Origin of the sequence: Nitrospira sp. CR1.1 (assembly GCA_014055465.1) — a bacterium.
Lineage (GTDB): Bacteria > Nitrospirota > Nitrospiria > Nitrospirales > Nitrospiraceae > Nitrospira_A.
This window is the reverse complement of the sequence record WIAF01000001.1, coordinates 296394-310670: the sequence shown is the minus strand read 5'-3', so window position 1 is coordinate 310670 and position 14277 is coordinate 296394. Positions and strand designations below refer to the sequence as shown.

The 14277-nt window shown below is 59.1% G+C and carries 10 protein-coding genes; all 10 read left to right on the top strand.

What is annotated here, in order from left to right; genetic code table 11:
• Positions 1-48 precede the first annotated feature (48 nt).
• Entirely contained in the window at positions 49-1452 is a 1404-nt protein-coding gene (locus GDA65_01475) for an AAA domain-containing protein (protein MBA5861370.1), read from the top strand.
• A gap of 574 nt (positions 1453-2026) precedes the next feature.
• Positions 2027-6964 (top strand): hypothetical protein, encoded by a 4938-nt coding sequence (locus GDA65_01470; GenBank protein MBA5861369.1) that lies wholly within the window; start codon positions 2027-2029, stop codon positions 6962-6964.
• Between the two features lie 170 nt (positions 6965-7134).
• Positions 7135-8124, top strand: coding sequence for a carboxypeptidase regulatory-like domain-containing protein (locus tag GDA65_01465; protein MBA5861368.1), 990 nt, complete (start codon positions 7135-7137; stop codon positions 8122-8124).
• Positions 8125-8202: 78 nt separating this feature from the next.
• Positions 8203-9135, top strand: a complete 933-nt coding sequence (locus GDA65_01460; protein ID MBA5861367.1) for an SUMF1/EgtB/PvdO family nonheme iron enzyme — start codon at positions 8203-8205, stop codon at positions 9133-9135.
• A gap of 32 nt (positions 9136-9167) precedes the next feature.
• Positions 9168-10130, top strand: coding sequence for an SUMF1/EgtB/PvdO family nonheme iron enzyme (locus GDA65_01455; GenBank protein MBA5861366.1), 963 nt, complete (start codon positions 9168-9170; stop codon positions 10128-10130).
• Between the two features lie 288 nt (positions 10131-10418).
• Positions 10419-11129 (top strand): helix-turn-helix domain-containing protein, encoded by a 711-nt coding sequence (locus GDA65_01450; protein ID MBA5861365.1) that lies wholly within the window; start codon positions 10419-10421, stop codon positions 11127-11129.
• 383 nt (positions 11130-11512) lie between these two features.
• Entirely contained in the window at positions 11513-12064 is a 552-nt protein-coding gene (locus tag GDA65_01445; protein MBA5861364.1) for a hypothetical protein, read from the top strand.
• 242 nt (positions 12065-12306) lie between these two features.
• The gene (locus GDA65_01440) at positions 12307-13008 is read left to right on the top strand and encodes a hypothetical protein (protein MBA5861363.1); all 702 of its coding nucleotides are present in this window, start codon (positions 12307-12309) and stop codon (positions 13006-13008) included.
• A gap of 152 nt (positions 13009-13160) precedes the next feature.
• A complete protein-coding gene (locus GDA65_01435) occupies positions 13161-13664 on the top strand; it encodes a hypothetical protein (protein ID MBA5861362.1) in 504 nt (167 codons plus the stop codon).
• A 73-nt stretch (positions 13665-13737) separates the two neighbouring features.
• A complete protein-coding gene (locus tag GDA65_01430) occupies positions 13738-14211 on the top strand; it encodes a copper resistance protein CopD (GenBank protein MBA5861361.1) in 474 nt (157 codons plus the stop codon).
• The last annotated feature ends 66 nt before the right edge of the window (positions 14212-14277 follow it).

Here is a 14277-nt window from a genome sequence, read left to right as displayed (position 1 = left end):
TGTGAAGAAAGGCCCTGCTTGGTTTCTTCTGAGATAAGGAGTGATGAGATGGCCGGATCTCACGCGCCAAGAGTAGCCTCTTCTCCCTTCGCTGATCCCATTCTTGCCGCACGATTGGAAGCGCTTCGGCAACTCGCGGATGGATTGACCGACCGTGTTGCCGTCATGGATCGGGACCTGAATGTGGTGTACGCCAATGACGCGGCTTGGGCCAGCGGAGGCAGGGATCCCTCGGTCAGCAAACCGGCCAAATGTTATGAAGCCTTTGTTCAGCTGAAAGATCCGTGCGGAACCTGTCCGGCCGAATCGGTGTTTGAGACACGTGAGGTTCGTACCGTTGCCTGTAACAGTTCTGGCGATGGCACCGCCTGCGGCATGCATCAGGCCTTCCCGCTCATGTCGGCCTCAGGCGAAGTCGGCTCGGTCCTCGTCCTGTTCCATAAGCCGTCTGATCCCCAATCCCTTCCGACGCCTGTGCTTCAACAAAAATCGGGTCGGTCGCGTCCGGAACGGACCGAGTCACGTTTGGGCGACCTTGTCGGCGCATGTGCGGTCATGCATCAATTGTTTGATCTGATCCGGCTGGTGGCCGATAGCTCGGCGACGGTCTTGATCCAAGGAGAGAGCGGGACAGGGAAAGAACTCGTCGCCAGGACCATTCATCACACCAGCTATCGTCGAGACAAACCCTTTGTGGTCGTGGATTGCGGTGCGCTCCCCGAGACCTTGTTGGAGAGTGAGCTCTTCGGCCACGTCAAAGGCGCCTTCACCGGCGCGGCAGGGGCAAAGCCCGGTCTGTTCGAAGAGGCAGACGGCGGGACTATTTTCCTGGATGAGATTGCCGACACATCTCCGACATTTCAGGCGAAACTGCTGCGTGTTCTGCAGGAAGGCGAGATTAAGCGAGTCGGCGGGACCCAGCCCATTAAGATCGATGTCCGTGTCATTTCAGCGACAAACAAGGATTTGGCCGACCTCGTCAAGGCCAAGGCTTTTCGGCAGGACCTCTACTATCGTTTGGCGGTGTTGCCTGTTCACTTGCCCCCGCTGCGAGAGCGGCGAGCGGATATTCCTCTCTTGGTGACCAAGTTCATTGCGGATTCCTGCCAACGACATCGGCAAGAGCTTCGTCAGGTGAGCGATGAGGCGATGCGCGCCTTGACCGCGGCGCCTTGGCAAGGAAATGTGCGCGAACTGCAGCACTATATCGAGCGCGCGGTCGTCACCACCACTCATTCGGAGTTGACCTGCGCGGATCTGGTTGCGTTGGGATCCCGTGCAGAGCCCGCCGATCTGCGTACGGTTGGGCGGGATGCGGCCAGGCAGGCCGAACGGGCCCGCATTCTTCAAGCCTTGCAGCAAATGTCCGGGAACCGGGTGAAAACTGCCCGTCTCCTGAAGATCAGCCGGGCAAGTCTCTATAACAAGCTGCACGAGTTCGGCATCCAGTAGCCAGGCAACGATTCCCGTTTTAATTGCCCTCTCATCCCGGCATCATCAAAATTCCCTTCAGCATCAGTCCGATACTTCTTTCTCTCGCTGCCGTTTTGGCCTGTCCACTGCCCCGTATCGCCACAGAATTGATGATTCCGGCGTCCAGTAGGTTGGACAGTCTAAGTGATTGTATTTTAATGGTTCATATCGCCTTCCTCGTCAGCTGTCTAAACGGCTAGAAAAACTGTCGCGTTTCACGCCCCTTCAAATTGTCTGACGCGCTTCGATAACGTGTTAAATGTAAAGGCTTTTTCTGTTTTTAATGGGGTATCCCTAGTGGGGCACATCAATTGCGAGGTTGGGCGGTGCTGGTGAAGGTGCGGGTGATTAGGACCGGCCTCCGAATAACCTGCTCCCTCGAACCTTGAGGACATCCTTCACCAGCCCTTTCTTCCTTTGGAGCGTTTCGTGGAGGAAGACAGGAGAGGCCGGAGCAGCCGGGGTCCTGCCTGACGGAGGCCGGTCACACGACCACGTTTTTTAACCACTCCCGCGGAAGGGCGCGGGATTATCTAAGGAGGGAGGCCGACATATGAGGTCTTCAGTGCAGTCAAAACGCAGGCGCATCAGTCGCAAAGCGATGCTGAGCCTGCAGGCGGCGCTGCTCTCGGGCAGTTTGCTTGCCGCGCCGTGGGTGTTCGCGGCCGGGCCGGGCGATCAGTCGCATGAGGGACATGCGACGCCGGTTGCCATGCCGGGCTGGACCCAGACCCTGAAGGGTCAGACCGTGGTGGAAAACGCCATGGAGGGTCGTGCCGGGAATGCAGAGAAGATGGAGATGCAGCATCACCGCCTGATGGAGAAGCTGGAACAGCAGGCGAAGACGGATGCGAAGGCGCAGCAGACGTCCGGTGCATTCAACGAAATGTCGATGATGCACCAGTATATGGGGCAGGATGGCAGCAGCTTCCTGCTGGCCTCCGATGCGTCGAAGGGTGAGCCGGTCATGACTTCGGGCGGGAAATGTCCTGCCAATGCGCCGGTCAAGAAGTACGACGTGTCGATGATCAACATCGAAATCAGCTTGAATCGGTGGCTCGACTTCTATCCCGGCTATATGTACGTCCACACCGGTGATATCGACAAGGCGCGAGCCGAGGAAGCGAAGAACAAGGAAGCGCGCGAAAAGGACGGCTTTGACCCTGGTGCGGTGACAACCGGAAACCAGGGGGATGTCATCCAGCCGCTGGTGCTCCGCGCCAACCAGGGCGATTGCGTCAAGATGACGCTGCGCAACCAAATGGAAGGCGAGGACGGCAGCTTGGTGATCCAGGCTTCCAGCATGATCGTCAGTTCCACTGGAAAGCCCGCCACGACGACCAATCCGGATACGGTGGTCTCGCCAGGAAAGGCGCAGGAGTTCGAGTGGTACATCCATCCGGGCATGCAGGAAGGTGTGCGTCAGTTCCACTCCTGGAGCCATGATCGTGAGTTGACCGTGCTCGGACTCTTCGGTGCTTTCATCGTTGAACCTAAGGGCTCCAAGTACCTCGATCCGCTTGGCACGGGCGCCGCGCCCGATACGAACAGCGGATGGCAGGTCATGATCGATAACGGGTCAGGACCGGACTTCCGCGAATTCGTGTTGTTCTATCACGAAATCGGCGACGAAGCCTTCCGGCCGCTGAACAAGAAGGGCGACTTCTTGCCCCAGCGCGATCCGTTGACCGACGCCTATCGTCCGGGTGGCCGCGCGATCAACTATCGCAGCGAGCCGTTCGGCATCGATCAGATGCATTTGCAGCATGAATATTTCGGCTTCGAAGATGAGTCGCTGGCCTACAGCGCCTACACCTTCGGTGACCCTCCCACCACGGTAGCCCGCGGCTACCTCGGTGATCCGGTCAAGTGGCGGTTGGTCCATGGTGGATCGGAAGTGTTCCACTCCCACCATCCGCACAGCGGCACCATCCGTTGGCAGCGCAGCCCGCGTGCCGACCAGGAAGAGCACTGGTTTAAGGGACAGGACGGACCGGTGAAATATCCCGTGGTCCGGACGAAGTCCGATCGGGTGGACGTGGAAGTCGTCGGCCCTTCTGAGGCCCTCGACCTGGAACCGGAATGCGGCGGCGGTGGCTGTCAGCATCTGGCCGGAGAATTTCTCTATCACTGCCACGTCGCGCATCACTATGTGGCGGGCATGTGGGGGTACGGCCGGTTCTATAATACGTTGCAGGTCGGCAATGCGCACACCGACACGATGCCGGATATGCGCGAATTGCCGGATCGCTTGGGCCGCATGAAGCAGGGTGTCTCGTCCGACAAGTTGATCGGCACCACGGTCGACTGGTTCGGCAAGACCTTCAAGATCGTCGATAAGAGCCAGAAGACGAACTGGAAGTCCGATCCTGTGATTGTGAACATCAAGGATTGGGTCGAAATGTTTGTCCCGGCCCAGGGTCAACCGGGCCACACGGGCGATGAGAAGGGCCAGATCATGGCCTACGATTCGACGGTGTGGGACTGGAAATGGGACGGCAACATCGCCCGCGGTGAGCGGGAGAGCACGGCTCCAAATCCGAAGTATCAGTGGGCCGCCAAGTGGGATGACAGCACCAGACCGGCAATCCTGTTCGATCCGACGACAGGAAAAATGGCCTGGCCGTTGTTCAAGCCGCACTTCGGCAAGCGCGTGCCGTTCTCGGCGAACCACAGCGGTGCGCCATGGTTGGAGCCGATTCACCAGGATGCAAATGGTGAGCGGACCTCCGAGCCGGCGATGCCGGGCGAACAGGGCCGTTGGAGCCTGTGCCCTGATAACGCCAATCGGAAGCATTACAACATTCACTTTGTCCGCATGCCGATCACCCTCGCCAAGAAGCAGGGGAAAGAGCCGGCCATGGTGGACAAGGATGGTCTGATCTACGTCCTTCACGAAGAAGAGCGTTTGACCAGAGCCAATGACGATCTGAAACTGCCCGCCGTCATCCGCGCCAACGTGTATGACTGCGTGGACTTATTGTTGACCAGCGAATGGGACGACGACGATTACACGAACTTCCAGTCGTCCAAGATCAACATCCATCCTCACTTCTTCCAGTTCGATACCGGGAACTCGGACGGTGTGATCTCCGGGATGGAGTACGAAATGTCGGTCCGGCCGTTCACCATGTGGGGCAAGAAGACCAAGCATGGTTTGCCGGCACCGATGGTGGCGAAGCTCACGGGCGAGGCGAAAGCCGGCGCCACCTCCATTAAGATCCAGATGGCGCCCGGCGCCACCGCGTTCCACGTCAACACCGAGTTGATGGTGGGCATGGATTGTTTGGAGAAGGGCAACGACCCTGCAGCGTCACTGCCGCGGGATAAGAGCTGTCAGGAAGTCGCCCGGGTCAAGGAAATCAAGGGCGATATGGTCACGTTCTTCAAGCCACTGAAGCACAGCCACCCGGCGGGTGATCTTGTGTCGCCGGAGTTCGTGCGGTACCGGTGGTGGGTGGACGTGGACATGGGAACGGTGTTCTGGCATGACCACGCGTTCGGCGCGACGACCTGGCCGCATGGCGGGTTCGGCGTGACGATCGTGGAGCCATACGGATCCACCTATCATGATCCGAAGAACGGCAAGTTGGTGTATAGCGGTCCGATCGCGGACATTCACAGCAACGAGCCGATCGGCGCCGGTGTCAGCGGCAGCTTCCGTGAGTTGATGGTCTCCATCCACGACACGGTTCCGCACACCGTCAATGTCATCGAGGCCGGCAATCCTCCCGGACAGCCGATCGAAGTGGCGTTGGAAGCAGGAAAGACGGTGTCCTTCCAGATGCCGGAGAAGATCCTGAACGCGCCGAACAAGTACATCAACGGCGGCACGCATACGACCGGCAGCGGTTTCAACTTCCGCGCGGCTCCGTTTGCACAACGCCTGTCCAACAATCCTGACACCTCGAAGCTGTTCAGCAGCGCGATCCATGGTGATCCGGGCACGCCGCTCCTGCGGGCGTACACGGGCGACACCATGGTGTTCCGCCTGTTGCATCAGCTGATGAACGAATCCCACGTCTGGACGATCGCCGGACATACCTTCCTCACGGAGCGGTATGCGCCGGAGGCCAACCGCAAGAACTCGATTCACGTCGGGATCGCCGAGCGGTATGACCTCGTCACCAAGGCGGGTGGATTCCAGGGCATGCCGGGTGACTACATCCACTTCAACGGCAGAACGTCACACTTCGCCGAAGGTGGTTGGGGCATTCTCCGTGTGCTCGACAAGCCAGTGGCGGATTTGATGCCGTTGCCCAAGGGGACCAATCCTCTCGGGATTCCGGCGACTCCCAATTCCGTCTGTCCGTCGGATGCTCCGGTGAAGAGCTTCAACGTCGTGGCGTTGGATCGCCCGATGAAGCTCAATCCGAAGGCCCCGGATGCGATCGAGGTGGACTTCGAGCGGAAGATCGAAATGACCATGCCGGAAGGCAAGATCTTCGCGTTGGAGGAAGAAGCCGCGACCGTGGCGGGCAACGTGATGCCGAATCCGCTCACGCTGCGCGCGAATCTGGGCGATTGTATCAAGGTGAATCTGAAGAACAAGATGAAGGCGAGCCGGGCGTCGTTCTTTGCGCCGGGCCTGGCCTTTGATCCGAAGGATAGCCAGGGCTTGAACGTCGGCAACAATGCCGGCGACCAGACCGTGGCGCCGGGCGAGAGCCGCACCTATACCTACTACGCGCATCCTGCAAACAAGGAAACGACGTCGTTGGTGTGGGACGGCGGGAACATCGTCGTCAATCCGCGCAACGGATTGTACGGCGCGATCGTCATCGGTCCGAAGGGATCGCAGTATCGTGATCCAGTCACCGGTGCCGATGTGTCGCAGAAAAACACATGGCGGGCCGACGTCATCGTCGACACCACCTTGTCTGAAAATGCCGGCAAGCGGAACTACCGGGACGTGGCCCTCTTCTTCCAAGACGAGGACAACATCATCGGCACCGCCTTCATGCCCTATGTGCAGAACGTGGCCGGTTTGACGTCGGTGAACTACCGCGCTGAACCGTACAAGTTCCGCGAAGAACAAGGGTGCTCCTTGGGCAAAATCTTCCAGCCTTGCGCGGTGGATAAGCCCGAAGATCCCGTCACGCCTCTCATCGAGGCGCATGCGGGTGACGCGCTCCGTATCCATGTGATCGGGGCGAACAGCGAGCAGAACGGCATGTTCAGCGTCGAGGGCCACGAGTGGCCGATCGAGCCGTACATGGCGGGTGCCGACATGATCAGCGTCGTGGAGTACGCCGGGTCTGAGATCCTCGATGTCTTCATCCGTGGCGGTGCGGGCGGACCGTATCGTCAGGTGGGTGACTTCGTGTGGTCGAATGCACGGCTGCCCTATACGCAGTCTGGACAGTGGGGGTATCTGCGCGTCTTGCCGACCGGCGATTCGCGAATTCAGCCTCTCAGCGCAAGTGGCGCGGGTGCACGTCAAGCCGACGTGCAGCCTGAGCCGCAGGCGATTCCGACTGCCATGAAATAGGCGGACACGTCATGGCGTAACACCGGATGGGGGAGCTGCCTGTATCACGCAGCTCCCCCATCTGCGTTTTGAGTTTCGAGAAAGGAATTCAGTGACGGGTTTCCTGTATGATCACGACGATAGGTCGATCGTACAGAAACCCATCACAGAGGAGGCCGGTTGTGACAGGTGTGACATTGAGGACTACAGCACAGAGCGAGCAACAACAGATGAAGCATCGTGTTTCCGGTTGGGGGCTAGGTCTGGCGGCGATGGCTATCGCAGGATTTCTCGCGAGTGATCCGGCGTCGGCCTATGAAGAAATCACCGTGTCCGATGGAGGAACGCTATCCGGACTCGTCAGGCTCGAGGGTACGGTTCCGAAACCGAAAGGGTACAACCTGACTACGCTGCCTGACCCCTACTATTGCGGGCGCATTTCCGACGGAGAAGGCTGGCGCATTCTCCAGCCATTTAATGTGGGCCCGAACGGGGAGTTCCGGGAAGTCGTTGTCTATCTGGAAGGGATTGAGCAGGGTAAATCGTTTGCGGAAAAAGAGGTTCCGCAAATCGAGGCGAAGGACTGCCTGTTCCTGCCGTTTACGACCGTCGTGCGTGACGATCAATCGGTGACGGTCGTCAATATGGATCCGGTGATGCACGACATTCAGGCCTATGAAACGTCGAATTTAGGCGCGCGTGTCCTGTTCAATGTGCCGCTTCCGATGAACCCCCAGCATCCGCGCAATTTTAAGGATCGCACCGAGGCCGGCATGTATCACAAGCACATGGCCGGTCCGCCGATGAAGGAGTTGGTGAAACTCAGTAAAGGCCGCCGGATTTTTGTGATGCAATGCGGTTTCCACGCGTACATGGAGAGCTGGGGCGTGGCCATTACCAATCCCTACTTTGCAAAGACCGATGAGCAGGGCCGGTTCACCATCACCGATGTGCCTCCCGGCACCTATAAGTTGGTCATCTGGCATCCCTATATCAGAACCGAGACGTCACAAACTGTCACCATCGGTCCGAAGGGCGCCGTTGAGACAACGATCGGCGTGCCGGCGCCGACCGGACGGCTGTACGCCAATGAGGTCTTGGACCATGCGTATACCCGGTACAACGTGACCGAGGAAGCGAAGAAGGAAATCGATCCTCTGCTCCAAAAGCAGGAGCACTGAGAGCAGGACGTGCAAGTGTTCGCGAATCGTTGGACTCACTGATCGCATGGATCAGTGAGTCCCCGGAGTGATGGTGGAATGAATACATGGCTATCTGGGTCAATCTCGATGCTCCTGCTGGGCATGGCCGCGGGGCTGGTGCTCGGCTCTGTTGTGCCGAGCCACGCTGACCATGAATTGCCAAAACCGCCGCCGCTCTGGTCTCCGCTCGACGAACTGGAGCGGTTGGCGTTGATTGAGGTGCCGAACGGAATGGCCGAAGTGCCGGCCGGACCATTCTTGATGGGAAGCGATCCGAAGATTGATCGAGCCGCAGGACCGCAGGAATTGCCTCAACATCAGGTCCATGTGGATGCATTCAACATCGACCGGTACGAAGTCAGCAACGTGAACTATCTCCGGTATGTGTTGGCCACGGGCGCGGCCTGGCCCCAATACTGGCGTGCCCAGCCCTTCCCGGAGAAGATGGCCAAACATCCGGTCATCGGCGTGTCCTGGCGGGAAGCCGATGCCTATTGCCGGTGGCGCGGAGCTCGTTTGCCCACCGAAGCTGAATGGGAAAAAGCGGCACGAGGTGAGGATGGGCGCATGTTTCCCTGGGGCAATGAGCCGGCCGGGTGGATCAAAAGCAACATCGCGCACCCGGGGTCCAAGCGAGGAGCGAAGTATCCGCCGCTGGCCAATGTGGACCGCTACGACAATGGCGTGAGTCCGTACGGCGTGCATCAGTTGGCCGGCAATGTGAGCGAGTGGGTTTCGGATTGGTTCGATCCGGAGTATTACCGCCGCCAGGAGAATCGCAACCCTCAGGGACCTGCGACGGGCCAGGACAAGGTGTTCCGGGGAGGATCTTGGAATGAAGATCCCGAGGTGGCCCGTTCCGCCGGACGCAATTCCGGAGGACTGGACCACTGGAGTTACCTGACAGGGTTTCGCTGTGCAACATCGGGCGAGAGTGGTCGTCAACTTTCGTCCATCGATCCAGCCATGGGACGCGCTACGGATCGATGAATTTTGACGGCAGGACAACGAGGAGGCCAGAGATGAAACGAGTGCACATGGGCATGAAACGAAAACGCGCACGATGGGCGCAGGCTCTCATGATCGGAGCCGCGCTGTTCGCGCTGGCTCCGGTGGCACGGGCGCTGGATACGCAGGACATCGTGATTGAGTGGACGGAGGACGGCAAAAAAATCGCTCAGGAACGGGTGGCAAAGTGGAAGACCAAGGAAGACATGGTCCTCATTCCGGCGGGCGAGTTTCTCATGGGGAGCGACAAGAAAACGGATCGCCTCGCCTATCGGAGCGAGATTCCTCAACGATCCGTGTATCTGGATGCGTTCATGATCGGCAAGTACGAGGTCACTGCGCTGGAGTATCTCAAGTTCGTCCTGGCCACGGATCGCCTGCCGCAGTTGGACTGGCGGTACGACGGAGGCAATTTCCAGGACACGATGGCGCATCATCCGATCATGCACGTCAACTGGTACGACGCGGACGCGTATTGCAAATGGGCAGGCAAGCGGTTACCGACAGAAGCCGAATGGGAGAAAGCGGCGCGTGGAGTGGACGGCAGACTGTTTCCGTGGGGAAGCGAGTATGCCGGTCCGACCCGGGCCAATTTCGGCAGAACCGGATTGTCCGGGCCGGTGCGGGATCGTCCCGAACGGTTGCTCCTGTATCCGCCGATCATTTCCGTCGACAGGTATGAGAATGCGCTGAGCCCCTACGGGCTGTATCAAACCATCGGCAACGTGGCCGAATGGGTGTCCGACTGGTACGACCAGGATTATTACAAGACCGCGCCGGCCCGGAATCCGAAGGGACCGGAAACCGGAACCCAGAAAGCCTTCCGCGGTGGCGGGTGGATGGATAGCACCACCACCATGCGGGCGGCGATGCGGAACGGCACTGATCCGAAGACCAAGATCAATTGGATGGGTTTCCGTTGCGCGCAGGATGCCAAGGAGGATGCGGGAGCGAAGGTTTCACTGATGAAGGAGTAGCAGGGCAGAGGGGAGAAAGGTATTCCTCCTGCCAAACCTATGGGCCGGTTCGTCCCCAGCTGAATAGGGGCGACCGGCTCTCCGTCGCCCTGCTTGCGCGCCGTGCTGTTGCGTCAGTCCCTTAGCACGTGCAGGTGGAAGTCACCCTGGCCAACAGGAACGGTCGACCGGAGGCGGACGGCCGGGAATACAAACTTCATCTGAATTCCGGGCGAAAGAGCCGGTTCACTTTGTCGCGAGTCGTCTTCGAAAGCACAGTGTTGGATTAGCGCCAGGAATCGGCATGTCGTGAAACGGAAGCCCTGCCTTATTGAGAATTGCAGCACTTGCACGCTTCGCGCGAAGGTTGTGCTCTGCGATATTGCAGGAAGCGATCTCGTCGAATTTCAAAAAATCAAACGCACGCTCGAATACGCGCCTCACCAGACCATGTTCTACGAAGGTCATGTGTGCCTGGGGCTGTACGTGTTATGCTCGGGCAAGGTCAAGCTCACCCGCTCTTCGACGCGAGGCCGGCGGCAGATCGTCCGCATCCTGGGCCCTGGTGAGTTGATCGAGAAACACGTCTTTGGCGACCGAGCCCTTCATGAAGTGACGTGCGAGACCTTGGAGCCCTCTCAAGTCTGCGTCATCGATAAGGAACGCTACCTCGCCGTCATCCACAGAAATCCTCAACTGGCGATCAAGCTGATCCAGCTCCTCAGTAACGAAGTCGGGGTGAATATGGATCATCTCGATCAATTCACGTTCAAAACCGCCCGCGAGCGGTTAGCCGGCCTGCTGCTGGAACTCGGCGATCGATTCGGAAAAAAACATGACGATGAGGTCCGGGTTGGCCTGACTCTCAAACGGGAAGAAGTGGCTGAGATGGCCGGGATTACGGTTGAAACCGCCATCCGCCTGCTCGGCGTCTTTCGCGATGAGGGAGTCCTGACCATCGATGGAAGAGCCATCACCCTGCTGAATCCGGACCGCCTCTCCAGAATTGCCCAGCGCTGAACCGCAACCCGTCAAACGTTATTCGTAACACGTGAAGCGCGACAGGGACGACGTGCGAGCCAGGCGCGACACGAAGTTCAACGTTCTGGTTCGAAATTCAGAACACCTCGGACGCTCTCTCGTCTCGCCAACTCCGATCAGTCAACATTCCCAATGCGCCTCCCCCGGTCTCGTTTGTCTCGCAAGGCTCGCTCCTCTCGCCGCTTGCCCCTCGCCACGCTAGTGCAGGCATAGGTCCAATGGCCTATTCAAAAACATTGAGATAGATCATAGAGCCGCCTAGTCGATCGCAGTGTGAGCCGGCCGTGCTCTTCGGTACAGTGCGCGCGGTATCACGCTGCCTGGTTGTTCGCACGTTGGAGCGGCCGCACGTAGGATCCTGAATGATGGTGTCTCAAGACCGCACGCGAACGAGTATCACCGTCGATCCGGTGGCCCTGCTCAAGCGGGAGCACCGAATGATTCTGGACCGACTGGCTATGGTCGAAACGGCGATGAGTCCCTGCGCCGTCGGAACCGGAGCGGTGAAGCGAACGAATCGGGATACGCTCCGAGAACTGCTCGAATTCTTTACCGGCCCCGTGGACGTGCATTTCAAACGGGAAGCCATGCTGGTGGGCGATCTCCGGCGAATCCTCGGCCGGAAGCCGGAGGAGCAGGAGCAGTTCCAGAGCTTCCTGGACGAACACCGGGCGCTGAAAGCCGACGCGACCGCGGTGATGAGGCAGCTTGCGGGAAAGCGGACCGGGGGGCAGGACGCAGCGGCGTCAAAAGCATGCGGGGGATTGCGGACGCTGACCGGGGAGCTTTACGCATTGATTCGCCGCTATCGTGAACACGTTGCCTGCGTGGAGCGGCTGTTGTTCGCCTTAGCCGAGATGCGGTTGACCCCCGAGCAAAGACGGCGAATCAGCCGGCGGATGTTGCAAGTGTGACGTCTCGCATGCGCGGCAACGGCCGCGGGGCCGACGAGGAGCGCGGCTGGATGGGATGAGGCCCGTACGGGCGTCGCTGATGGGTTCGACCATCGAAGCAAGGCTCAGGCGAGGATTATCCACGATGTTCATGAGACTACGCCACATGCTTGCGCTGCTCCTGCCTCAGGCCGGTGAAGACAGGACGGAAAGCCAACCCGGACGCCAGTCAGGCGTTTCGGTGACACATCAAGGAGGGGAACATGATGCGGGTTCGGAGAGTCGTGTGGAACATTGGAATGTGGGGTGCGGGAATTGCGATCGCCGCGGTGTTCGGTGTTGCTTGTGCGCAGCCGGTATCGGCTGAGGAAGGCACCGGCAACATGGTGTTCTTCAAGGGTGGGTTCATGAATTTGAACCAGGATCGAGGGGGGCAGATTTTTACAGACACGGCAGGGATCGCCGGCGTCAATGGAGGCAATGCCGGATGGTATGCCGGTGCGGGATTGGATCTCGTCATGTCGAAGGATGTCTGGGGCGGAATGGATAAGACCTGGGTGGTCGGTGAAATCGGACTGCAATTCAATAGCATCAATTCAAACCGCGTGAACAATGTCGCGGGAAGCATTGCGACCAGAACATTGACCGACACGCTGGCCACAGATCCGCAAAAGGTCCAGCTCACGATGGTCACGATCGATGTCGCTCCGAAAATCAAATTCATGGAAGGCAGCGCATTCAGGCCATGGGTCATTCCGGTCGGTCTTGATATTCATGTCATCAGCCCCCCCTCGAATCGGACGCAATATCTTGATTTGGGCGTGCAGTTTGGCGCCGGGTTCGAGTATGCGGTTTGGAAGGCGTTCAAGGTTGGGGTTGATGCCCGGTACCATCTGACGGCACGGCTGACCAACACCAATAACGATTACTTCCAGGTCGGGCCCTATGTTGGGATTTCATTCTAGGGAACGGAATAGAGACGGCGGTTGAGACTGTATTGCACGATAGCGAAGTCGATCGCAGGGTAAGCAACTCGAAGGTTGCCATGCCGGTCTTGCTCTGAAGCAAGTCGGCATGGCGCCACTTCTGTGCAGAGGGCGCCGGAGGCCGCGCGTTGGTGGATATCACGCTGTATCTTCCCGACGAGTCTTCCTTGCCGGTTCCGATTCGTGCACACTCCCCACGGCACGCCTTCACGTATCGGATTGAGGAGACCGGCGCCGGGCTCCATCATGTGGTGACCTTCACTAACCTTCCCGAACGCATCGACATCGCATTGCAAGCGCTCGGTGAATCCGTCCGGATTCCCGGAGCGTGGGCCGCAGTCGGTGGACAACGGATGTCCAGTCTCGTCGCCCTGTGGAACCGGCTCGACTGTTACCGGCAGAGTCTGTCCTGTTCCGATCGGGCGGCCTACTGCAGGAACAAGGCGGCGGATGTCCGGACCGGCTTGGGCTGCGGGCTAGTCTTCTGTTCGCCTCCGTGCCAGTTTTTGTGTCCGCTGTGCACCCTGAAAGACACTCACCTCGCGCAGTCCATTGTGCATCCGGAGACGCAGGTCTTGGCGGTCCTGGGTGAAATTGACTGGTGCCCGAATTTAGCTCGTCCCGCCGACCCATAGCGTCACCCGCCTTGCGTCCCCGTTTGTTCCTCTGGCATGGTGCTGTAGGTCACAGAGCACAAAGGAGGTGTTGGTGTTTGCATTGGTCTGGATTCACCTGCTGGCGGCAGTGGTATGGGTCGGCGGGATGGTGTTTTTGTCGGTCGTTCTGGTGCCTGTGCTTAAGCGGGATGGGGGCTTTGCGCGGCACGCCGCCCTCTTTCGAACGGCTGCGTATCGATTCAGGACTCTCGTATGGGGCGCGATGGGGATCCTGGTTGCCACCGGGTCGGCGTTGGCCATCGGCCGGGCGATTCCCTTGACCGATCCATTGCAGTGGCCGTCTATTTTTATGGCGAAGATCGGATTGGTGGCCTTGTTGTTCACGCTTACCCTGCTGCACGATCTGGTAGTGGGACCACAGGTGCGACGCATTCTTGGAACGGCTGAAGCTGCAAGAAGTGCGCGGGAACGGCTGTTGGTGCGTTACTCCGTGCTTGTACCGCGCGTGTCGCTGTTGGTGGCGTTGCTGGTTCTGTTGACAGCGGTGGTGCTTGCCAGGACCTAGCCCGCGTCATTGAGGAATATCTATGAAGTTGCAGGAAGGTTGCCGGAGGCGCAGGCGTTCAGCGCG